Raw genomic sequence first — 19868 nt, 5'->3', positions numbered from 1 at the left:
TTCTCCTGCGCCATGTCTACCGTCCGGTAGACGATTGTTCTCTATGGCTTCCGACAGACCGGAGCTCGATCTGAGTTCCCTGCGCAGCTTCACCATCGCCGAAGGCATCCTGCTGCTGGTGCTTGGCGTGTTGGCCTTGCTGTTCCCCGTGATCGCCTCCGCCTGGGTCACGGTGATCGTGGCGCTGGCCTTTCTGGTGGGGGGCATCTTCGGCTGGATCAACAGCCTCAACCGCTCACGTCGCCTGAGCCGCTGGCATTGCTTCTGGCGCCTGGTGGTGTCCACGTTGTTCCTGGTCACCGGCGCCTGGATCATTCAGCAATTCAGTGCCGGCATCGTGCCGGCGGCCGCCCAGGTGGCTGCTTTGGCCTTTGCCATCGGCATCGTCTTCCTGGTGGAGGGGGTGGTGGCCGCGATCGTGGCTCTCTCGCACCGCAACATGTCCGGTTGGGGTTGGGGCCTGGCCAACGGCATCGTCACCTTCATCCTCGGCCTGATCATTGTTTCGATGAAGGCCGGCGGTCTGCTGAGCGTGCTGGGAATCCTGGTGGGAATCAGCTTTCTGTTCAGCGGCATTGATCTGCTGGTGTTCAGCGCCGCCTTCCACGGCCCCGACGATCGGGGCGGACCTGCTCAGCCGGCCTGATCGGCTGCGCTGCTCTCGCCAATGCTGCTGCCCTCGTTGCCTTCCTCGAGGGGCAGCAGCCAGATGGAGCCGGTTTCCTGGTGGATTTCAATCTTGAATTCCTGCCCCGGCTCCAGCCCCATGCGTCGGGTGTAGGCATGGCCGATCAGCAGGTTGCCATTGCCGTGCACCCGTGTGCGGAACTCGGCCTGGCGGCCACGTGTGCCGCCACCACCACCGCTGCCATTGCTCGTGTGGCTGGGGAGTTTGTAGCCCTTGGCCTCCACCAGAGCCCGGTAGAAACTCTTCTTCAGCAGCCTGCCGCTCGGTCCCACATAGCCGCAGGCCCGTGCGATCTGATCCTCCGGGCGATTGCTCAGCGCGCGTGCCTTATCGAGCAGCGCCTTGCCTTCCAGCATCTGCACGGGCGTGCTCACTTTCTCTTCAACGAACACCGGCGGGGCTGAGAACTGGTAGCCCGATTGTGCCGATCAACTGCAATCACCCGCAAGGGCAAAAGCAGAGAAACTGTTCAAAGCAGATAAAGCAGCCCGTAGAGGATCACCCAGATCCCATCTACAAAGTGCCAGTAGAGCTCAGCCGCCTCCAGTGGGAACTGATTGTCGATGCTGATCCGACCACCTTCGCGGCTCTGCCACCACACGATCAGGATCATCAGCCCGCCGAGTGTCACGTGCAGGCCGTGGAAGCCGGTGATGGCATAGAAGGTGCTGGCGAACAGGTTGTCGGTGAGGCCGAAGGGCAGGGAGAAGTACTCCTTCATCTGGCCTGCCAGGAAGCTGAAGCCCAGAGCGGCTGTCAGCAGCAGCCAGCGCTGACAGAGCGGGTGGTTGCCGCGCCGCAGGGCGGCTCCTGCGCGGTGAAAGGTGAAGCTGCTCACCAGTAGCAGCAGCGTGTTCAGCGTGGGCAGCAGCAGCTCCAGTTCGTAGTTGTGGCCTGAGGGCAGTGGGTTCACCGCCCGGAAGGTGAGGTAGGCAGCGAAGAAGCCGGCGAAGGTCATCCCATCCGCCACCAGGAAGGTGGCCAGGCCAAAGATGCGGTGGTCGCCATGGCCCTCGGCATGGGCGGCCTCGCCGGCGTGCTGGGAGAGGCTCTCGCTCTGAAGGCTGGTCATCGTTGATCTCCCTGGCCGAGGTTCCACAGGTCGCGGCCACTGCTGGCCTCAAGGCTCAGCTCGCCGGGTGTCACGCCATAGCCATAGGGCTCGTGCACCAATGGCGGCTCGCCATGCCAGTTCTCCACGGGTGGCGGTGAACTGGTGAGCCATTCGGGGGTGAGGGCGTTCCAGGGGTTGTCACCGGCGGGGGCGCCGTTGGAGGCGCTCATCACCACGTTGATCAGGAATGGAAACGTGCTGATCGCCATCAGCAGGGCACCGGCACTGCTGAACTGGTTGATCAGCGTGAATTGGGGGTCGTATTCGGCCACGCGGCGCGGCATGCCGTTCAGGCCAAGCCAGTGCTGCGGCGCAAAGCAGAGGTTGAAACCCACGAAGGTGAGCCAGAAGTGCAGCTGCCCAAGCGGTTCGTTGAGCAGACGGCCTGTCACCTTCGGATACCAGTGGTAGATGGAGGCAAAGATCACAAACACCGTGCCGCCGTAGACGATGTAGTGGAAATGGCCGACAACGAAGTAGGTGTCGTGCACGTGGATATCGAACGGCACCTGGGCCAGGGCCACGCCGGTGATGCCGCCGAACACGAAGTTCACGATGAAGCCGCAGCAGAACAGCATCGCCGTGTTCAGGCTGATCTTGCCGCCCCAGAGGGTGGCCAGCCAGTTGAAAAATTTGATCCCTGTTGGAACGGCGATGAAGGCCGTGGCGATGGTGAAGAACAGGCGCATCCAGGGCGGTGTGCCACTGGTGAACATGTGGTGGGCCCACACAATCAGACCCAGAAACACAATCGCCATGATCGAATACACCATGGTGGTGTAGCCGAAGAGGGGCTTGCGTGCATGCACCGGAAGGATTTCACTCACCAGGCCAAAAGCCGGCAGCACCATGATGTACACCGCCGGGTGTGAGTAAAACCAGAACAGGTGTTGATACACAACGGCATTGCCGCCGAGGGCCGGATTGAAGAAACCGGTGTGGGCGATGATGTCGAAGCTGAGCAGCACCAAGGTGCCGGCAAGCACAGGGGTAGAGAGCACCACCAGGATGCTGGTGCCAAGCATCGCCCAGCAATACATCGGTAGTTGCATTAAGCCGAGCCCAGGGCGGCGCAGCTTCAGGATCGTGGCGATGAAATTGATGCCGCCGAAGATCGAGCTGCCTCCCAGGAGCAGAACACTCAAAATCCAGATGATCTGGCCAGTGGCGGGGGTGGTGATGCTCAGGGGTGGGTAAGCGGTCCAGCCCGATTGCGCCGCACCGGTCACGAAATAGCTGCTGATCAGCAGGAGGCCGGCAGGTGGAATCAGCCAGAAGGCCACGGCGTTCAGCCGCGGGAAGGCCATGTCGCGGGCTCCCACATAGAACGGGATCAGATAGTTCCCGAAGGCCCCATTCACCACCGGTACGATCCAGAGGAAGATCATCACCGTGCCGTGCAGGGTGAGCACTTCGTTGTAGGTCTCCCTGGGGAGGAAATCGGAAATCGGTGTGACCAGCTCGGTGCGGATTGCTCCGGCGAGGGCCCCACCGATCAGATAGAAGAGGAAGCCACACACTAGGTATTGCAGGCCGATCACTTTGTGATCAGTGCTGAAGCTGAGGTAGCGCAGCCAGCCCTGTGGCTGCAGTGATTCTGAGGGGTTGAGGCTGAGGGTCATGACTGCACCGCGGTGGGGGACTCAGCAGGGGGATTGGGGCTGTTCTTGGCGACCCAGGCCGCGAAGCTTTCAGGCTCCTCCACGATCACCGTGGAGCGCATGCCGCCGTGATAAGGCCCGCAGAGCTCTGCGCACACGATCGGGTATTGGCCCGCTCGGGTGGGGGTGAAGCTCAGCAGGGTGGGTTGACCGGGGATCACATCTTGTTTGAGACGAAATTGCGGCACCCAGAAGGCATGGATCACATCGAGGGCTTTCATCTGAAGGGCCACCGGTTGTCCTAAAGGAACATGCAGTTCGCCGCTGGTGATGTCGGAATCGGGGTAATGGAAGATGAAGGCAAATTGCATGGCCGTCACATCCACCGGTAGGGGTGCGATGGCCCCATCGGCCTCAAGAGCCACGGGGCTGATGCCGCCCCAGGTGCGCTCCTCGCTGTGCTGCATGCCATGCATGCCGTGGTCGTTGAGCGGGGTCATGCCGCCCATGCGGTCGTAGATGTCGTAGCTGTAAATCCCCACAAACAGAACCACAACGGCCGGGATCGCTGTCCAGAGAATCTCCAGAGGCAGATTGCCTTCGATCGCAGCTCCATCGCCGGTTTCGCCGACGCGGCGACGAAAACGAACCAGGCTGTAGAGGATCAGTCCCACGATCCCGATGAACAGGATCGAACCGATGCTGAACAGCACGCGGAAGAGCTCGTCGTACACCGGCGCGTTGGCGCTGGCATCCACGGGCAAAAGATTCACGTTCTGACCCACCCACAGCCCGAAGAGCACGAGGGCCATGCCGGCTAGCAGCGTGAGGATGGCGGGAGGGATCCGCATAGCTGCGGGCTTCTAACGCCCAACCCTATGGACGTTCTCCGGGGATGGTCTGCCGCTGTTGACCTTTGCAGCAATCGAGCCGGCTCCGGTGAGGGATTGAACACCGATTGCAACGTGGACTGATGCAATCGTGTGGCCGCCTGTTGCCCTGGTTAGTTTCAGCCCAACCGCGGTTGTTATAGCCCGATGACGGCCATCACTCTCACGCCGCCGATCGGTCGCCGTGCCGCGCTCGCTGCGCTCAGCGCCCACCTCTTGGTGGCCCTTATCGCCCTGGTGGGCATCGGTGGAGCCACTCGGGTGATGGAAGCCGGGCTGGCCTGTCCGGATTGGCCCCTCTGTTATGGATCCCTCCTGCCGGGACGGCAGATGAATCTGCAGGTGTTCCTGGAGTGGTTCCACCGGCTGGATGCCTTCGTGGTGGGGATGGGCCTGTTGGTACAGGCGGCACTGAGTACGTGGTGGCGGCGTGAGCTGCCCCGCGCGGTGCCCTGGCTCTCTGGCCTCGCCCTGCTGCTGGTGGCTGTGCAGGGCGGCCTTGGCGCCCTCACGGTGACGCTGCTGTTGCCGTTTTCAGTGGTGACGGCTCACCTGGTTACAGCGTTGCTACTGGTGGCGTTGCTCAGTGCCTGTACGCAGGTTCTGCTGGAGCCATCCACATCGGCCAAGCCTCCTCAAGCGAGCCGTTTCTCACTGGATCGGCTCTGGCCCGGGCTGGTTGGAGTGGTGGCTCTGCTGGCCCTCGGCCAGTGCCTGCTCGGCGGCTTGATGGCCACCCAATGGGCCGCCGGCCGTTGCCTGAGCTCCGGCGAGGGCTGCGGTTGGCTGTTCGCCCATCGCCTCGGCGCCAGGCCGGTGGCGGCTGCGGTGTTGGTGACCGCCGCTTGGGGCCTGTGGCGATGGCAGGCCGAGCGTGTGCTGGCTGCCCTCGCGGCTCTGGCGGTGATCGCCCAGGTGGCCCTGGGTGTGATGAGCCTGCGCCTCACCCTGGCGGTGCCCGCGGTCACCGTGGCGCACCAACTGATGGCGGCGTTCCTCGTGGCGGTGCTCGCCGCCTGGTTCAGCCGCAGCCTGCTTGAGCCCGTTCGTTTGGAGGTGTCGCGTGGTTAGTGCTCCTGCTGTTTCAACGGGCCTGAGCCGCGAACAGGCTGTTCCTTCCCGGGCGAAGGTGAAGCTGCCGCCTTGGTTGGAGATCGCCAAGCCGCGGCTGATTCCGCTGCTGCTGGCCACCACCCTGGGGGGCATGGCCCTCTCCGAGGGTTGGCCGCTGCCTCCCCTGCGCCTGGCCTGCACGCTCGGCGGTGGAGCGCTGGCCGCTGCCGCAGCCGGTGTTCTCAACTGCCTCTGGGAGCAGGAGCTCGATGGCCGTATGCAGCGCACCAGCTCCCGGGCCCTCCCTTCCGGGCGCCTATCGATGGGCACGGCCTTTGCCATCGCGGTGGCCCTGGCGCTCACGGCATCCACCTTGCTGGTGGGTGGTGTGAATTGCCTGGCCGCCAGCCTGGCCCTGCTGGGCCTCTGTAGCTACGTGTTGCTGTACACCGTGCTGCTCAAGCCGCGCACGTCACAAAACATCGTGATCGGTGGAGTGGCCGGCGCTATTCCTCCCCTGGTGGGGGCTGCTGCGGCCACGGGCCACCTGGGGCTGGGCAGCTGGTGGCTGTTTGCTCTGGTGATGGTGTGGACCCCGGCCCACTTCTGGGCCCTGGCGCTCTTGCTGCGCGAGGACTACCGCGCCGTCGGCATCCCGATGCTGCCGGTGGTGAAGGGCACCGCTGCCACGGCACGGGGCATCAGCGTGTATGCCGCCCTCACCGTCGTGCTCAGCCTGCTGGGGGTTTGGGCTTTGCCGAGCGGTGGTCTGCTGTATGGCCTGCTGCTGCTGCCTTTTGATGCGCGCTTGATTCAGATGGCCTGGCGGCTCCATCAGGACCCCGATGATGTGCAGCGCGCCCGGGGGCTGTTTCGCTGGTCGATCCTCTATCTGTTCGGGATCTGCCTGCTGCTGCTCCTGGCTCGGTTGCCTGCCGGCGACGTGCTGAGCTCCCAGGGTTGGGATCTGTTGGCTCTGGCCGGGTCCGGCAAGGCAGGTTTCACCCTGGCCGCAGCCTTGGCAGCTTGAGCTTTCTAGATTGGCTTTTCCACTGGTCACAGGGAGCCTGAACGCTTGGCGGATGGGATGCCGGAAGGGGTGATCGAGCTCCGGGATGTGAGCAAGCGCTACGGCAAGGGCGATCGGGCTGTCGTGGCACTCGATGGCCTCAACTTGAGCGTGCCGGCGGGCAGCCTGTTCGGTTTGCTCGGCCCCAACGGCGCTGGGAAAACCACCACCCTGCGCATCCTCGCCACCCTCCTGGCACCCTGTAGCGGCAGCGTGCGTGTTGCAGGTGTGGATGCCCTGCGCGATCCCCGCGGCGTGCGTGAGCGCCTCGGTTATGTGGCCCAGGAAGTGGCCCTCGACAAAATCCTCAGCGGCCGCGAATTGCTGCAGCTTCAAGGCGACCTCTATCACCTGAGCCGCGCCGATCGCGATCAGCGCATCGCCGAGCTGATCGCGCTTCTGGCCATGGATGACTGGATTGATCGTCGCAGCGGCACCTATTCCGGAGGGATGCGTCGCCGTTTGGATCTCGCTTCGGGCCTGCTGCATCGGCCCCAGGTGTTGGTGCTGGATGAGCCCACAGTTGGTCTTGATATCGAGAGCCGTGCTGCCATTTGGCAGGTGCTGCGCCAACTGCGCGATCAAGGCACCACGGTGCTGCTCAGCAGCCACTACCTCGAGGAGGTGGATGCTCTGGCCGATCAGCTCGCGATCATTGAGGGCGGTCGGGTGATCGCCGCTGGTCAGCCTTCTGAGTTGAAGGCGGCTTTAGGTGGTGATCGGGTCACCCTGCGGGTGCGCGAATTCAGCGATGAACCCGAGGCGTTGCAGGTGCAGCAGCTCCTGCAGCGCTGCCCCGGGGTGCGCCAGGTGGTGGTGAACCGCGCCCAGGGCTATTCGCTCAACCTGGTGGTGGAGCACGACGGGGTGGTGGAGCAGCTTCGCCGCCAGCTGGCGGAAGCCCAGTTGCCGGTGTTTGCCCTGGCCCAGAGCCGCCCCAGCCTCGATGATGTGTACCTCCAGGCCACCGGCCGCACCCTGATGGATGCGGAGCTGGCCGTGGCGGGCAGCCGCGATCCCAAGGCTGAGCGCAAGCAATCGATGCGCTGATCGCGTTTCTTTCTCTCTTCCGTCGTTGTTTCTTCTTCAGCCGCGATGACCAGCGCCGCTCCCTCTCTGATCAACGCTGCGGCTGCAACGCCTCCCCAGCGTTCCGCCACCGCGGAACTCGTGCAGGAAACCCTGGCGCTCACCCGTCGGCTGTTCCTGCAGCTGGCCCGCCGACCCTCCACCCTGGTGGCCGGTGTGCTGCAACCGCTGATCTGGCTGGTGCTGTTTGGTGCCCTGTTCGCCAACGCGCCCGAGGGGCTGCTGCCCGATGGCATGAGCTATGGCCGCTTTCTCGGTGCCGGCGTGATCGTGTTCACCGCTTTCAGCGCTGCTCTCAACGCAGGCTTGCCGGTGATGTTCGATCGCGAATTCGGCTTTCTCAATCGCCTCCTGGTGGCGCCATTGCGATCCCGTAGCTCGATCGTGCTGGCTTCCGTCCTCTACATCACGGCCTTGAGCCTGGTGCAGAGCGTGGCGATCATGGTCACCGCTTGGGCGTTGGGTTACGGCTGGCCGGGCGGTGCCGGTTTGCTGCTGGTGCTGATCACGCTGCTGCTGTTGGTGTTTGCGGTCACCGGGCTCAGCCTGGGGCTGGCCTTTGCCCTGCCGGGCCACATCGAGTTGATCGCGGTGATTTTCGTGGCCAACCTGCCGCTGCTGTTTGCGAGCACCGCCTTGGCGCCGATTTCGTTCATGCCCACCTGGTTGGGCTGGCTTGCCGCCCTGAATCCTCTTACCTTCGCGATTGAACCGATTCGCGCCGCCTACGCCGGCCAGTTCTCGCTGTCAGCTGTGGTGCTGGTGGCTCCCTACGGGGAGCTGAGCGCGGCGGCCTGTCTGGGAGTGCTGGCTGCTTTGGCGCTGGGTCTGTTCCTGTTGATCCGCCCGCTGCTGGATCGCAAGCTCGCCTGATCCGTTGCCTGTGGCTGTTCGACCTCTCGCTTCTCCTTCACCCCAGGCCCGCCGGCAGGCGCAAATCCTGGCCTTGCAGGCTGCTCTGGTGGCTCGTGATGTTCCCTTGATCGAACGCCTGCTGGGCCAGTGGGTGCACCGCCAGGGCGTGAGCGCTCTGACAGCTCTCAGCCAGGAGCTGGATGCTGCCAATCCTGAGGCTTGGGCGTGGTGGCAGACGCTGCAAAGCCCTGCTCCGGAGCCGGTGTTGGAGGACTCGATGCTCGTTGCCGCCGAGCCCCTGGTGCCCTTGCCGCGCCTCGAGCCCCAGCTGCCAAGAGCTACCCGGCCGGCGCCGGCCCCCAGCCATCCCGCGGTGGTGCAACTGCGGGCCTGGCTGCCCGATCAGGAGACTCGCCGTGCTGCCTGAACGCGCCGAGCTGCAGGGAGGACTGATCGTGTCGGTGCAGGCCCCGGAGGGATCACCGATGCGCCAGAACGAGGTGATTGCCGCCATGGCGGAAGCCAGCCTCAACAACGGTGCCGTGGGTGTGCGCTTGGAGAGCCCCGAGCACATCGGTGCGGTCCGGCGCCGCTGTCCGGAGGCTCTGATTGTGGGGCTATGGAAGCGCACCTACCCCGATAGTCCCGTGTACATCACGCCGGGTTGGGAGGAGATCCAGGCGGTTTGGGCGGCAGGCGCGGATGTGATCGCTCTCGATGCCACCGAGCGCCTGCGGCCAGAGGGCGCCGTGCTGGCCGAGCTGGTGCAGCGTGCACGCACCGATCTGGGTGCCGTGCTGATGGCGGATGTCGACAGCCTGGCCAATGGTCTGCAAGCTGCTGCTCTGGGCTGCCAGTGGGTGGGCACCACGCTCTACGGCTACACCGAGGGCACGGCGGCCTTACGGCCTCCTGCCTGGGCGTTGATTCCCGAGCTTCGCCGTGAGCTTCCGCCAGACACGCTGCTGATCTGTGAAGGCGGCATTGCCAGCGCGGAGCAGGCGTTGCAATCCCGCAGCCTGGGCGCGGATGCCGTGGTGGTAGGCACCGCCATTACCGGTGTCGACCTGCAGGTGGCTGCTTACCGGCGGGCTTTGGAAGCTTTTTGAAGTTTGGGGGGCGTGCCCCTCCTCAGCTTTCACACTGGGTGAGTCTCAAGCGTCTTGAAGGAGGTGCTGATGGCCTCCCTTTGCACGCACGCAATGCTGCCCCTGGCGCTCGGTGGGCTGCTGATGGTGGCGCCGGTGGCGGGTCTGCCTATGGGGGATCTGCAGGCCCTGAATCGTGAACTGGGGCGGCTCTGTTCGGATCCGCCCCGTGAAGCGCTCGCGGTCTGCCGGATTCACGCCCGCTTGGTGCGGGCGCTTTAGGCAGGCGGCGGCGGGATCACATCATCCCGGGCATTCCCATGCCGCCCATGCCACCCATTCCTCCCATACCACCCATGTCGCCGCCGGGGCCAGCCGGAGCGGGAGGCTCGGGCTTATCGGCGATCACGGCTTCGGTGGTGAGCAGCAGGCCGGCGATCGACACGGCATCCTGCAGCGCCAGGCGCACCACCTTGGCGGCATCGAGGATGCCAGCGGCCAGCAGGTCTTCGTAGATGCCGGTGGCGGCGTTGAATCCCTTGCCGCTGCGGCGCACTTCATCGGCCACCACGTTGGCATCGAAGCCGGCGTTCGCTGCGATCTGATGCAGGGGGGCAGCCAAAGCGCGCTGCACGATTTCCACGCCGGTGCGCTCATCGCCGCTCAGGCCAGCGGCCAGGGCGTCGAGTTCGGAGGCCAGTTGCACCAGGGTGCTGCCGCCGCCGGCCACGATGCCTTCCTCCACAGCTGCGCGGGTGGCGTTGAGTGCATCCTCAATGCGCAGCTTGCGGTTGCGCAGCTCGGTTTCGGTGGGAGCGCCCACCTTGATTACCGCCACGCCGCCAGCCAGCTTGGCCACGCGCTCGCTGAGCTTTTCGCGGTCGTACTCCGACTCGGTGTTGTCGAGTTCGCGCTTGATGGCGGCAACGCGGTCACGCACAGAGGCCTGGTGATCACCGGTGGCCACGATCGTGGTCTCGTCCTTGCTGATGGTGATCCGGCGCACGCTGCCCAGATCCTCAAGGGTCACCTTGTCGAGGGTCATGGCCCGGTCTTCGCTCACCAGGGTGGCGCCGGTGAGGATGGCGATGTCTTGGAGCATCGCCTTACGGCGATCGCCGAAGCCGGGAGCACGCACCGCGGCCACCTGCAGTACACCGCGGTTCTTGTTCACCACCAGGGTGGCGAGGGCTTCGCCATCCACTTCCTCCGCCAGGATTACCAGCGGCTTACCGGCGCGCGACACGGCCTCGAGCACCGGCACGAGATCGTTGATGGCGCTGATTTTGCGATCGGTCACCAGCAGCAGGGCACCCTCGAATTCGCACACGCGGCGGTCGCCGTCGGTGACGAAATAAGGGGAGCTGTAGCCGCGGTCGAAGGCCATGCCTTCGGTGATCTCCAGCTCGGTGGCCAGGCTCTTGCTCTCCTCCACGGTGATTACGCCATCGGCGCTCACCTTGTCCATGGCCTCGCTCACCATGCGGCCCACCTCTTCATCGCCACCGGAGCTCACGGTGGCCACCTGACGGATGGCGTCGCCGGCCACGGCACTGGAGCGGGTTTCGATGCCATTCACCACTTGAGCAACGGCCTTCTCCATGCCGCGGCGCAGGTTCACGGGGCTGGCGCCGGCGGCCACGTTGCGCAGGCCTTCGCGTGCCATGGCCTGGGCCAGCACCGTTGCGGTGGTGGTGCCATCACCGGCTTTGTCTTTGGTTTTGGTGGCCACCTGCAGCAGCAGCTTGGCGCCGATGTTTTCGAACGGATCCTCCAGTTCGATCTCCTTGGCGATGGTGACGCCGTCGTTCACCACATCGGGAGCACCGAATTTCTTCTCCAGAACCACATTGCGGCCCTTGGGACCGATGGTGACCTTCACCGCATCGGCGAGGGCATTCACGCCCCGCTCCAGGGCGGCGCGGGAGGCATCGGAGAAGGAGAGCAGCTTGGCCATCGCGGGCTACGAGCAGGCAATGGCCAAAGGCTCCCATGCCGGGGTAGCGGCTGGCTTGTGGGGAAAGCCGAATCGGCGCGGCTCTAGCGATGCGTTCCAGCCCCATGGCCGATAGGGTTCGCCCCATGGAGGAGAGCTTCAGCGACGCCTTAGTGGAGAGCCTCAATGGCCCGCTCACTGATGTGCTGGCGGACCCGAGCACCGGCAGCAATGTGATTGCGTTTCTGGTGGTGGTCGGGCTGGGCCTAGGGATGGCCCTGATCTATGTGCCCCTGCGGCTCTTTCTCACGATCACCACCCGTAGCCGCCGGTTGCGCTTGCTGCAGCGGATCCGGCGGCTACGAGAAGAGTTGGCCCAGCCGGTACAGCCGGGCACCTGATCGATCAGCGCATCACCATGCCGCCATCTACCTGCAGCACTTGGCCGGTCATGTAGGCCGCGGCGGGATCGCCGGCTAGGAAGCGCACGGCGCTGGCCACTTCAGCGGGTTGCCCCATGCGGCCGAGGGGGATGGCCTTCAGGATCGGCTCCTTGTCGAGTTCCGCGGTCATGTCGCTCTCGATGAAGCCGGGGGCCACCGCGTTCACGGTGACGCCACGGCTGGCGAACTCGGCGGCGCTGCTCCGGGTGAGGCCGATCACACCGGCCTTGGCGGCGCTGTAGTTGGCCTGGCCAGGGTTGCCCATCAGGCCCACCACTGAGGTGATGTTGATGATCCGGCCGCTGCGGGCCTTGAGCATCGAGCGGCTCACGGCGCGGGTGCAGAGGAAGACGCCGGTGAGGTTGAGGTCGATCACGCTCTGCCAGTCGGCGCTCTTCATGCGCATCAGCAGGCCGTCGCGCGTGATGCCGGCGTTGTTCACCAGCACATCGAGGCGCCCTTCCTTTTCCAGCACCGCTTTGACCAGGCCTTCCACTTGCTCTTCATCGGCCACGTTCGCCTGCTGAGCCCAGGCCTTGCCGCCCGCAGCTGTGATCTCCGCCACCACCGCCTCAGCCGCGGCCGGTGAGCTGGCGTAGTTCACCACCACTGTGGCGCCAGCCGCGGCCAGTTCTTTGGCGATGGAAGCACCGATGCCGCGGCTGGCGCCGGTCACCAGGGCAACTTGGCCGGTGAGGGGGGTGGCGTCTGCCATGGCTCGGGGTAAGGCTCGGGTCGAGCGAGCGTAGATCTGCGCCCTGGCTGGGTTCAGGCCGGCATGCTTTCCACGCCAGCGAGGGCGCTGCCGAGCAGATCGCCGAAGCGCTGCAACTGTTGTTTGCTGCCCATCACCACCAGCAATTGGCCCGGGGCTAAACGCACATTGCCGCCGGGGTTGGCCAGCAGCGGTTCCGGCGCACCGCTGCTGATCTGGCTGGCCTCGGGATTACGGATTGCCAGCACCAGGGCGCCACTGCGGCGGCCCAGTTGCAGCTCAGCCAGGCTGGCGCCATTGAGTTCACCGAGACGGCTGGGGTCGTCGCTGAGCTGGAACTCCTCCACCTCACAGTCGCTGCCGGCGAGCAGTTCCATGAAGGTGACGGCCAGGGGGCGCAGGGCCGTGGCGGCCATGGTGCGGCCGCCGGCCACGTAGGGGCTCACCACCTGATCGGCACCGGCCAGGCGCAGCTTGCCCTCGGCTTCCTCGCTGTCGGCCCGGGCGATCAAGCGGGTGCGCGGTGCCAGGCCTCGCGCGCTGAGGATCACATAGAGATTGGCGGCATTGTTGGGAAGGGCTGCCACCAAGGCGCGGCAGTGATGGATGCCGGCCTCCTCGAGGGTTTCATCGAGGGTGGCATCGCCCTGGAGCACGGTGAGCCCCCGTTGCTGAGCTTCGGCAATGCGGTCGGGATCGTTCTCCACCACCAGCAGCTGCACGCCTTCACCGCTGAGCTGTTCGGCGATCTCCCGCCCGATCCGGCCGTAGCCGCAGAGGATCACGTGCTGATTCATCGTGCGCTTGAGCTGTTGGCGGTAGCGCCGTTCGCGCAGCCGCCGGAAGTAGCCGGAGTTGGTCAATTCCAGCAGTTTCTGGATGGTCTGCTGCACCACCACCAGCCCGCCAACCAGCAGCAGGGCCGTCACGATCCGGCCGCCGGTGTGGATCAGCGGTGTGTGCTCATCGCTGAAGCCGAGGGTGCTGAGGGTGATCAGCACCATCCAGTAGCAGTCGCCCCAGTCCCACCCCTCGGTGATGCGGTAGCCGAGGGCGCCGCCGTTCACCACCAGGGCCAGTGCCAGCAAGGGTCCTGCCCAGGGTTGTCGCGCCAGTACTCCGCGCAGGCCCCGCCGGTGTTGTACGGCCCGGCGTTGGCGTTTCATCCCAGGCCGAGGGCAGTGAGTACCGCTGCGGGCTCCAGTTGGTCCAAATGGCCTGCCTGCCCGACAGCCTGAACACCCTGGCGGCTGGGCAGGCTGGTTGAGCTGCGGCCCAAGGCCACCAGAGGCATGCCCGCCAGCAGTGCCAGTTCGGTGGTGATCGGATCGCTGCTGAGCACCACATCGCAGCTGGCCACCTGGGCGGCCCGCTCCAGCAGCTTGGCTTTGCTGCTGGCCTGCACCACGCGCAGATCCGGCAGCTTGCTGCGGACCTGATCAGGCAGCTGGTGCCAGCAGCTGCTGGGCCAGTCGCCTGTGCCGCCGGCCGGGGCCAGCAAGAGGGCCGGACCCTGCCCGGCCGGTAAGGCTGATTTTGCTTTGTCCAGAGCCGGCTTGGGTAGGGCCAGGCGGAACCCATCGGCGTTCAGCGTCAGCCCCAGGGGTTTGAGGTAAGCCGCCATGGCCTGCGCCGGCCAGCCGCTGCCGATGGCCACGGTGTTGGTGGCTGAAAACCCACCTGCTGCCACCCGGGTTGGGATGTGGCTCATGGAAAGCATCAGATCCACCTGGCGCCCGCTGGCCAGGTTGATGCAGGCTTGGAAATCCGGCTCGCGCACGTTGCCCAGCAGGTTGGCCCAGTCCGCCAGGGTTGGACTGCTGTTGAAATCGAACGGGATGAGCTTCTCCACCGCCGGGAGCAGGCTCCAAGCACTGGCCGCCGTTGGCGCACAGGCCACCTGAATCTGGGCCCCGAGTGCTTCGGCAACCTGCGCTGCCGCCGGCAGGCAGTGGAGCTGAGCTTCAATGCCGCCTGGAACCAGAAACAGAACGCGCATGGCCGCAGGCGGAGCGTCGACTGATTGTATGTAGGTGGGATTACTCAGCCCAGGAGCCGCCATGCATTTGCTAATCGCCTGTGCCGGCAGCGGCCGCCGTATGGGGGCTGAGCGCAACAAGCTGCTGCTGGAGGTGGCTGGCCGGCCGGTGCTGGCCTGGACGCTGGAGGCGGCCCTGGCCTCCGCCTCGATCCGTTGGATCGGGATCGTGGGTCAACCCATCGATCAGGCCGACATCCTGGCCATGGTGGAGGCCGCTAATCCCCAGAAGCCGGTGGCGTGGATTCAGGGGGGAGACACCCGCCAGGATTCGGTGTGCAACGGCCTCGCTGCTCTTCCCGCCGGCGCCAGCAGCGTGCTGATTCACGACGGCGCCCGTTGCCTGGTGGAGCCGAGCTTGATCGATCGGTGCGCAGCTGCGGTGGAGGCTGGCGCGGCTGTGATCGCCGCCGCCCCCGTCACCGACACGATCAAGCGCGTGGATGCCCAGGGGGTGATTCAAGACACCCCCGATCGCTCCCATCTCTGGGGCGCCCAGACCCCGCAGGGCTTCCCGGTGGAGCAGTTGCGCCAGGCCCACGGGCGGGCGCGCGCCGAGGGCTGGAGCGTCACCGATGACGCCTCGCTGTTTGAGCGGCTCGGCTGGGCGGTGACGGTGATGGAGTCGTCGCCGGCAAACATCAAGATCACCACCCCCTTCGATCTCACCATCGCCGAGGCCGTGTTGTCGGCGCGTCAGGCCTGAAGCACCACCAGCTCACCTCGGCTTGCGTCCAATCGCACCCGCTGGCCGATGGCCAGGGCGGCATTGCCCGGTTCATGACCGACCGGTAGATCGGCGATCACCGGAATTCCTAGGTCCGCGGTGCGCTCCTGCAGCACCGTTCGCCAGCCTTGGTCTGGGGCGATGGGTTCCTCATCGTCATCGCAGCCGCTGAAGCGGCCGAAGCCGATGCCCGCCAGCTGCTGCAGCGCGCCGCAGAGCCGCCAGTGGGTGAGCATGCGATCGAGGCGGTAGGGGGCTTCGCCCACGTCTTCCAGCACCAGCACCGCTCCACGGAGATCCGGGAGGTGCGGGGTTCCGAGCAGATGAGTGGCCACTGTGAGGTTGCCCACCAGCAGGGGGCCCTCGGCGACGCCGTCCTGCCAGGACGTGCCCGTCAGGGCCGCTAGGGGCTCACCAAACAGCAGCTGGCGCAGGCGCTCCTGGCTCCACGCTGGTTCGCCGGCCAGGCTGGTGAGCATCGGTCCATGGATTCCGCCTGGGATGCCCGCGGCCTGGCGGCTCCAGAGCAGGGAGGTCACATCGGAGAAGCCCAGCAGCCACTGGCTGGGGTTGGAGCGTGGCAACAGCTCCTGCTGCTCCAGCAGTCGAGCGGAGCCCCAGCCGCCCCGCAGGCAAGCCACCAGGGGGGCTGGGCTCTGCAGGTCGGCCAGGCGTTGCTGATCGGTACCGGCCAGGTGGCCCCACTGCCGCAGCGGTTCAGGGTGGGGATCCACCTGCAGCCCCCACCCTTCCAGCACGGCGATGCCGCCCTGCAGCCGCTCGAGAGCATCGGGCTGCAGGGCGGAACTGGCGGCAGCCAGCTGCACGCGATCACCGCGGCGTAGAGGTGCCGGCCAGGCGTTCATGCGGGCAGTCCTCCGCTGCGACCCACCACCAGAGCCAGCAGCACCAGCGCGCCAAGCAGCACCTGATGGCGGAAGTGCAGGCCAAAGGCGGAGCGCGGCAACTGCGGGTGTTGCAGCAGCTGCGCCTCGCGCCACCAGCCGCCTGCGGCCACCAGCCAGATTAGCCAGAACGCCCCATTCACCCCTTGCAGCGCTGCGGCCCAGGCCAGCAGCACTGCCGCTGCGCCATAGCAGCAGCCCACCACCACGGGGGCCTGCGCCCCCAGGCTTAGGGCTGAGCTGCGTACCCCGAGCCGCGCGTCATCGTCGCGGTCGGCCATCGCGTAGACGGTGTCGAAGCCGAAGGTCCACAAACAGGTGGCCAGCCAAACGGCGGCCAGCGGCCATCCGCCCAGCAGTGCTCCGCTGCCGGCTGCCCAGGGAATCAGCACGGCGAAGCCCCAGCAGATCGCGAGTACCGCCTGCGGATAGCCAAACCAGCGTTTGGCGGAGGGGTAGAGCAGGACTGGAGGCAGAGCTGCGATCGCCAAGCCCAGGCAGAGGCCGCGGCTGGATGCCGGTAACCCCCAGAGCACCACTGCCAGGGCCGCCAGCAGACAGAGCGCCAGCAACACCACCGCGGCGCCAACGCTGATCCGGCCACTGGCGAGGGGGCGTTCGCGGGTGCGTTCCACCTGCGGATCGATCCGCCGATCCCAGAGATCATTGGCCACGCAGCCCGCCCCGCTCACCGCCAGGCCACCGAGCACGATCCAACCCACCAGCACCGCCGGGGGCGGAGCCTCTGGCAAGAGCCAGAGGCTCCATCCAGCCGGGATCAGCAGGATCAAACGGCCGCTCGGCTTATCCCAGCGCAGCAGCGCCAACCAGGTCTGCAGCGGTGCCAAGCAGCCAGGAAACAACGTGGCGCAAACCCTAGGCCTGCCGGGGCGGTGAGCAGCAGTGCGAAAGTGGCGCAGCGCGAGAGGCGATGGCCGCGTGAGCGAGGCACCCAGCGGCTCCATCGGGAGCTCCATTCGCCCCGTGGCGGGGATTGATATCGGTACCAATTCGATTCACCTGCTGGTGGCAGCGGTGGACACCGAGCTGCGCACCTTTTCGGTGATCCTCACGGAGAAATCCACCACCCGGCTGGGGGAGCGCGACCCGGAAACCGGCGATCTCTCCCCCGATGCGATCGAGCGGGCTTTCACCACCCTGCGCCACTGCCGTGAGCTTGCGGCCAGTCATGGCGTGGAGCCCGGCGATGTGGTGACCGCGGCCACCAGTGCCGTTCGCGAGGCCCCCAACGGCCGCGACTTTCTGCAATCCATCCAGGAGCAGCTGGGCCTGGAGGTGGATCTGGTGAGTGGCCCGGAGGAGGCCCGCCTGATCTACCTGGGGGTGCTCTCCGGGATGGCCTTCGGCGATCAGCCCCATCTGATCCTCGATATCGGTGGCGGTTCCACCGAGCTGGTGCTCGCTGATGGCCGGGATGCCCGCGTGCTCACCAGCACACGTGTGGGCGCTGTGCGGCTGCAGCGGGATTTTGTGAGGGAGGAGCCGCTGCCCGCCAAGCGGGTTGAGTTCCTCAGGGCCTTTATCCAGGGTTCCCTTGAGCCGGCGGTGCTCCAGGTGCGGCAGCAGCTCCACGCCGGAGAACAGCCCGTGATGGTGGCCACCAGCGGCACCGCTATGGCGATTGCGGCCCTGGCCGCAGCGGACGATCCACGGCCGCCCCTGCGCATGCAGGGATACCGGGTGAGCCGGCAGCGGCTCGATCAACTGGTGGATCGCCTGCTCACGCTCACGCCGGCCCAGCGCCGCGCGCTGCCCGCACTGAATGAGCGTCGCGCCGAGATCATCGTGCCTGGGGCGTTGATCCTGCAGACAGCGATGGAGATGCTCGGCGCCCAGGAGCTGGTGATCTGCGAGCGGGCCCTGCGGGAAGGGCTGATCGTCGATTGGATGCTGCGCAACGATCTGATCGTGGATCGCTTTGCCTTCCAGAGCAGCATCCGGCAGCGCACGGTGCTGCACCTAGCGCAGCGCTACAAGGTGGATGTGCCGAGGGCAGAGCGGGTGGCGGCCTACGCCCAGAGCCTCTACAGCCAGAGCCAGGGGCTGCTGCACAGCGACGACGGCAGCGGTCGCCAACTGCTCTGGGCAGCCGCCATGCTCCATAGCTGCGGCCAGCACATCAATACCGGGGCTTATCACAAGCACAGCTGGTATCTGATCCGCCACGGCGAGTTGCTCGGCTACTCCGACAGCGAACACCTCATGGTGGCGGCGATCGCTCGCTATCACCGCCGCTCACTGCCCAAAAAGCGGCATGAGTCGTGGCAGCTGATCGAGGGGCGCGAGCAACGCCGCACGGTGGCCTCGATGGCGTTGCTGCTGCGCTTGGCCGTGGCGCTGGATCGCCGGCCTGAGCCTGTGCTGGCTGGCCTTCAGTTGCGGCGCGATGGCGATACCCTCTGCTCAATCCGGCTGGAGCCGATGCAGGCCGGGCAGGACCTCAGCCTGGAGCGCTGGAGCCTGGCGGCCTGCGCCCCTGCGGTGGAGGAGGCGATGGGGGTGCGTCTCAGCGTGGAGGAGCGCTGAAGCTCACCCAACGGATCTGATCGATCCTGCCCAGGGGTTTGCCCTTGGCTCCGCCTTGGCTCACCACCACCAGATCGGGTCGCCCGGCCAGCAGTTCGAGGCCTGCTTCGAGCGAGAACTGCCGGGTGCCTTTGAACGTTCCCTCAAACAACACCTTGCCTTTGGCGGTGCGCACGCTGAGCCAGCTGGGCTGGGCGGCGCTGAGGGTCAGTTCGGTGGCGGGAGATGGTGGTGCGGGCTTGGGTGCAACCAGCACTGGCTTGGCAACGGCTTTGGCGGGCTTGACCTGGCTCGGTGGTTGTGGCTTCAGGCGGCCGATCATTTGTGGCGCTCGCTGCCATCCCCACATCCCAGCGGCCCCGACGCCGGCTAGCAGAGCCAGGCTCCCCAGCCAGCGGAGCACGGCTGCGGAGTGGTTCGCGCGCGGCCGCGGTTGCTGGGTGTAGCTCTGAGCGCTCAGCCTGGCGCGGGGGCGTTGGCCGCCGGCGGGTTCAGCGGCACTCAGCGGGGCGGGTGCTGGTTTGATCTGGCTGCTCAGTTGCTTGATCGGCGCCACCAGAGGCGTGGCGTCGATGCCCAGCGCCGCAGCGACGCGGCGGGCCTGGGCAATCACAAACACCAGCTCCGGAAGCCGTTCAGGGTCTCCGGATTCCAGGGCGTGCAGCTGTTCTTCGCCCATGTGCAACTGGCTTGCCAGGGCTCCCGTGCTCAGCCCCTGCTGTTCCCGTGCTTGTCGCAGGGTCTGCCCCAACAGCGTGAGGGGATCGTTGGAGGCGGTGGTGTCTCCCGCCGCTGTGCTGTCGTTCCCAGCGCTGGAACGGTTGGCCTCACTGGCGTTCACGGTGAGTCGGCTGGGTCGTTGCCGATATTGTGCCGCGAAAACAGCGGTGATCCAGGTTGATGCTGAAAACTGGGGTTGTTGCTAAAAAAGCCCCGGTACTCTCAATCCTGAACCCAGAGAAAATTCGGCTCAGATAGTCATGATCACTCAACAGAAAGACCTACGGCTTTCGTGAATCTTTGCTGTTTCAAGATGGGCGATACTGGATTCGAACCAGTGACCCCTTCCGTGTGAAGGAAGTGCGCTACCACTGTGCTAATCGCCCGCTT

22 protein-coding genes and 1 tRNA gene are annotated in these 19868 nt (G+C 65.9%); 11 read left to right on the top strand and 12 right to left on the bottom strand.

The features are described 5' to 3' along the window. Positions 1–43: 43 nt before the first annotated feature. Positions 44–646, top strand: coding sequence for a DUF308 domain-containing protein (locus H9532_RS11995; protein ID WP_296368786.1), 603 nt, complete (start codon positions 44–46; stop codon positions 644–646). Here H9532_RS11995 and H9532_RS11990 read toward each other — a convergent pair. From H9532_RS11990 to H9532_RS11975, 4 genes are all read right to left on the bottom strand, one after another. Next, positions 634–1044 (bottom strand): AbrB family transcriptional regulator, encoded by a 411-nt coding sequence (locus H9532_RS11990; protein WP_296369052.1) that lies wholly within the window; start codon positions 1042–1044, stop codon positions 634–636. The two genes, H9532_RS11995 and H9532_RS11990, sit on opposite strands and share 13 nt — an antisense overlap. 113 nt (positions 1045–1157) lie before the next feature. Continuing rightward, a complete protein-coding gene (locus H9532_RS11985; protein ID WP_296368784.1) occupies positions 1158–1760 on the bottom strand; it encodes a cytochrome c oxidase subunit 3 in 603 nt (200 codons plus the stop codon). Next, a complete protein-coding gene (gene ctaD / locus H9532_RS11980; RefSeq protein ID WP_296368783.1) occupies positions 1757–3424 on the bottom strand; it encodes a cytochrome c oxidase subunit I in 1668 nt (555 codons plus the stop codon). The genes H9532_RS11985 and ctaD overlap by 4 nt, the downstream gene beginning before the upstream one ends. After that, positions 3421–4254, bottom strand: coding sequence for a cytochrome c oxidase subunit II (locus H9532_RS11975; RefSeq protein ID WP_296368781.1), 834 nt, complete (start codon positions 4252–4254; stop codon positions 3421–3423). The genes ctaD and H9532_RS11975 overlap by 4 nt, the downstream gene beginning before the upstream one ends. A 186-nt stretch (positions 4255–4440) precedes the next feature. Here H9532_RS11975 and H9532_RS11970 point away from each other — a divergent pair, with 186 nt between their 5' ends. From H9532_RS11970 to H9532_RS11940, 7 genes are all read left to right on the top strand, one after another. Then, positions 4441–5364 (top strand): COX15/CtaA family protein, encoded by a 924-nt coding sequence (locus tag H9532_RS11970; protein WP_296368779.1) that lies wholly within the window; start codon positions 4441–4443, stop codon positions 5362–5364. After that, positions 5357–6376: a heme o synthase gene (locus H9532_RS11965; protein WP_296368777.1), complete on the top strand. Its 1020-nt coding sequence runs from the start codon at positions 5357–5359 to the stop codon at positions 6374–6376. Before H9532_RS11970 ends, H9532_RS11965 begins: the two co-directional genes overlap by 8 nt. Positions 6377–6433: 57 nt before the next feature. Beyond that, positions 6434–7465 carry an ABC transporter ATP-binding protein gene (locus H9532_RS11960; protein WP_296368775.1) on the top strand — a complete coding sequence of 344 codons (1032 nt, stop codon included), beginning with the start codon at positions 6434–6436 and terminating at the stop codon, positions 7463–7465. Positions 7466–7510: 45 nt separating this feature from the next. After that, positions 7511–8377: an ABC transporter permease gene (locus H9532_RS11955; RefSeq protein WP_296368773.1), complete on the top strand. Its 867-nt coding sequence runs from the start codon at positions 7511–7513 to the stop codon at positions 8375–8377. Positions 8378–8387: 10 nt separating this feature from the next. Next, positions 8388–8786: a hypothetical protein gene (locus H9532_RS11950; protein ID WP_296368771.1), complete on the top strand. Its 399-nt coding sequence runs from the start codon at positions 8388–8390 to the stop codon at positions 8784–8786. Beyond that, the gene (locus H9532_RS11945) at positions 8776–9468 is read left to right on the top strand and encodes an N-acetylmannosamine-6-phosphate 2-epimerase (protein WP_296368769.1); all 693 of its coding nucleotides are present in this window, start codon (positions 8776–8778) and stop codon (positions 9466–9468) included. Before H9532_RS11950 ends, H9532_RS11945 begins: the two co-directional genes overlap by 11 nt. 69 nt (positions 9469–9537) lie before the next feature. Beyond that, positions 9538–9729 (top strand): hypothetical protein, encoded by a 192-nt coding sequence (locus tag H9532_RS11940; protein ID WP_296368768.1) that lies wholly within the window; start codon positions 9538–9540, stop codon positions 9727–9729. A 16-nt stretch (positions 9730–9745) separates the two neighbouring features. On the opposite strand, the gene groL is transcribed toward H9532_RS11940, so the two are convergent. Beyond that, complete coding sequence (groL, locus tag H9532_RS11935; RefSeq protein WP_296368766.1) at positions 9746–11404, bottom strand: chaperonin GroEL; 1659 nt, start codon at positions 11402–11404, stop codon at positions 9746–9748. Positions 11405–11493: 89 nt separating this feature from the next. On the opposite strand from groL, the gene H9532_RS11930 reads away from it, so the two are divergent. Next, positions 11494–11784, top strand: coding sequence for a hypothetical protein (locus H9532_RS11930; RefSeq protein ID WP_296369076.1), 291 nt, complete (start codon positions 11494–11496; stop codon positions 11782–11784). 4 nt (positions 11785–11788) lie between these two features. Here H9532_RS11930 and fabG read toward each other — a convergent pair whose 3' ends face one another. The 3 genes from fabG to H9532_RS11915 are packed head-to-tail and all read right to left on the bottom strand — an operon-like array spanning position 11789 to position 14540. Next, the gene (fabG, locus tag H9532_RS11925) at positions 11789–12541 is read right to left on the bottom strand and encodes a 3-oxoacyl-[acyl-carrier-protein] reductase (protein WP_296368764.1); all 753 of its coding nucleotides are present in this window, start codon (positions 12539–12541) and stop codon (positions 11789–11791) included. 53 nt (positions 12542–12594) lie between these two features. Then, positions 12595–13707 carry a TrkA family potassium uptake protein gene (locus H9532_RS11920; protein ID WP_296368763.1) on the bottom strand — a complete coding sequence of 371 codons (1113 nt, stop codon included), beginning with the start codon at positions 13705–13707 and terminating at the stop codon, positions 12595–12597. Continuing rightward, positions 13704–14540, bottom strand: coding sequence for a lipopolysaccharide heptosyltransferase family protein (locus H9532_RS11915; RefSeq protein WP_296368761.1), 837 nt, complete (start codon positions 14538–14540; stop codon positions 13704–13706). The genes H9532_RS11920 and H9532_RS11915 overlap by 4 nt, the downstream gene beginning before the upstream one ends. Positions 14541–14601: 61 nt before the next feature. Here H9532_RS11915 and ispD point away from each other — a divergent pair, with 61 nt between their 5' ends. After that, positions 14602–15285: a 2-C-methyl-D-erythritol 4-phosphate cytidylyltransferase gene (gene ispD, locus H9532_RS11910; protein WP_296368758.1), complete on the top strand. Its 684-nt coding sequence runs from the start codon at positions 14602–14604 to the stop codon at positions 15283–15285. On the opposite strand, the gene H9532_RS11905 is transcribed toward ispD, so the two are convergent. Next, entirely contained in the window at positions 15276–16172 is an 897-nt protein-coding gene (locus H9532_RS11905; RefSeq protein WP_296368756.1) for an LD-carboxypeptidase, read from the bottom strand. The genes ispD and H9532_RS11905 overlap by 10 nt on opposite strands. Further along, positions 16169–17059, bottom strand: a complete 891-nt coding sequence (locus H9532_RS11900) for a 4-hydroxybenzoate polyprenyltransferase (RefSeq protein WP_296368754.1) — start codon at positions 17057–17059, stop codon at positions 16169–16171. Before H9532_RS11900 ends, H9532_RS11905 begins: the two co-directional genes overlap by 4 nt. Before the next feature lie 91 nt (positions 17060–17150). Here H9532_RS11900 and H9532_RS11895 point away from each other — a divergent pair, with 91 nt between their 5' ends. Then, positions 17151–18758, top strand: a complete 1608-nt coding sequence (locus H9532_RS11895) for a Ppx/GppA phosphatase family protein (RefSeq protein ID WP_296368752.1) — start codon at positions 17151–17153, stop codon at positions 18756–18758. Here the strand turns inward: H9532_RS11895 and H9532_RS11890 are convergent. Together H9532_RS11890 and H9532_RS11885 are read right to left on the bottom strand one after the other, a co-directional pair. Further along, complete coding sequence (locus tag H9532_RS11890) at positions 18739–19599, bottom strand: helix-turn-helix domain-containing protein (RefSeq protein ID WP_296368750.1); 861 nt, start codon at positions 19597–19599, stop codon at positions 18739–18741. The two genes, H9532_RS11895 and H9532_RS11890, sit on opposite strands and share 20 nt — an antisense overlap. 193 nt (positions 19600–19792) lie before the next feature. Then, positions 19793–19864 (bottom strand) — tRNA-Val (locus H9532_RS11885). Positions 19865–19868 lie beyond the last annotated feature (4 nt).

The organism is Vulcanococcus sp. Clear-D1 (genome assembly GCF_014654725.1).
In the GTDB taxonomy this organism is placed as follows: Bacteria; Cyanobacteriota; Cyanobacteriia; order PCC-6307; family Cyanobiaceae; genus Vulcanococcus.
This window is presented reverse-complemented; position numbering and strand designations above follow the sequence as displayed.

What these genes read in the sequence shown, in the direction of transcription:
- H9532_RS11995 (WP_296368786.1), top strand. Translation starts at nt 44, where the DNA reads ATGGCTTCCGACAGACCGGAGCTCGATCTGAGTTCCCTGCGCAGCTTC.
- H9532_RS11990 (WP_296369052.1), bottom strand. Translation starts at nt 1,044, where the DNA reads ATGCTGGAAGGCAAGGCGCTGCTCGATAAGGCACGCGCGCTGAGCAAT.
- H9532_RS11985 (WP_296368784.1), bottom strand. Translation starts at nt 1,760, where the DNA reads ATGACCAGCCTTCAGAGCGAGAGCCTCTCCCAGCACGCCGGCGAGGCC.
- ctaD (WP_296368783.1), bottom strand. Translation starts at nt 3,424, where the DNA reads ATGACCCTCAGCCTCAACCCCTCAGAATCACTGCAGCCACAGGGCTGG.
- H9532_RS11975 (WP_296368781.1), bottom strand. Translation starts at nt 4,254, where the DNA reads ATGCGGATCCCTCCCGCCATCCTCACGCTGCTAGCCGGCATGGCCCTC.
- H9532_RS11970 (WP_296368779.1), top strand. Translation starts at nt 4,441, where the DNA reads ATGACGGCCATCACTCTCACGCCGCCGATCGGTCGCCGTGCCGCGCTC.
- H9532_RS11960 (WP_296368775.1), top strand. Translation starts at nt 6,434, where the DNA reads ATGCCGGAAGGGGTGATCGAGCTCCGGGATGTGAGCAAGCGCTACGGC.
- H9532_RS11955 (WP_296368773.1), top strand. Translation starts at nt 7,511, where the DNA reads ATGACCAGCGCCGCTCCCTCTCTGATCAACGCTGCGGCTGCAACGCCT.
- H9532_RS11940 (WP_296368768.1), top strand. Translation starts at nt 9,538, where the DNA reads ATGGCCTCCCTTTGCACGCACGCAATGCTGCCCCTGGCGCTCGGTGGG.
- groL (WP_296368766.1), bottom strand. Translation starts at nt 11,404, where the DNA reads ATGGCCAAGCTGCTCTCCTTCTCCGATGCCTCCCGCGCCGCCCTGGAG.
- H9532_RS11930 (WP_296369076.1), top strand. Translation starts at nt 11,494, where the DNA reads ATGCGTTCCAGCCCCATGGCCGATAGGGTTCGCCCCATGGAGGAGAGC.
- fabG (WP_296368764.1), bottom strand. Translation starts at nt 12,541, where the DNA reads ATGGCAGACGCCACCCCCCTCACCGGCCAAGTTGCCCTGGTGACCGGC.
- H9532_RS11920 (WP_296368763.1), bottom strand. Translation starts at nt 13,707, where the DNA reads ATGAAACGCCAACGCCGGGCCGTACAACACCGGCGGGGCCTGCGCGGA.
- H9532_RS11915 (WP_296368761.1), bottom strand. Translation starts at nt 14,540, where the DNA reads ATGCGCGTTCTGTTTCTGGTTCCAGGCGGCATTGAAGCTCAGCTCCAC.
- ispD (WP_296368758.1), top strand. Translation starts at nt 14,602, where the DNA reads ATGCATTTGCTAATCGCCTGTGCCGGCAGCGGCCGCCGTATGGGGGCT.
- H9532_RS11905 (WP_296368756.1), bottom strand. Translation starts at nt 16,172, where the DNA reads ATGAACGCCTGGCCGGCACCTCTACGCCGCGGTGATCGCGTGCAGCTG.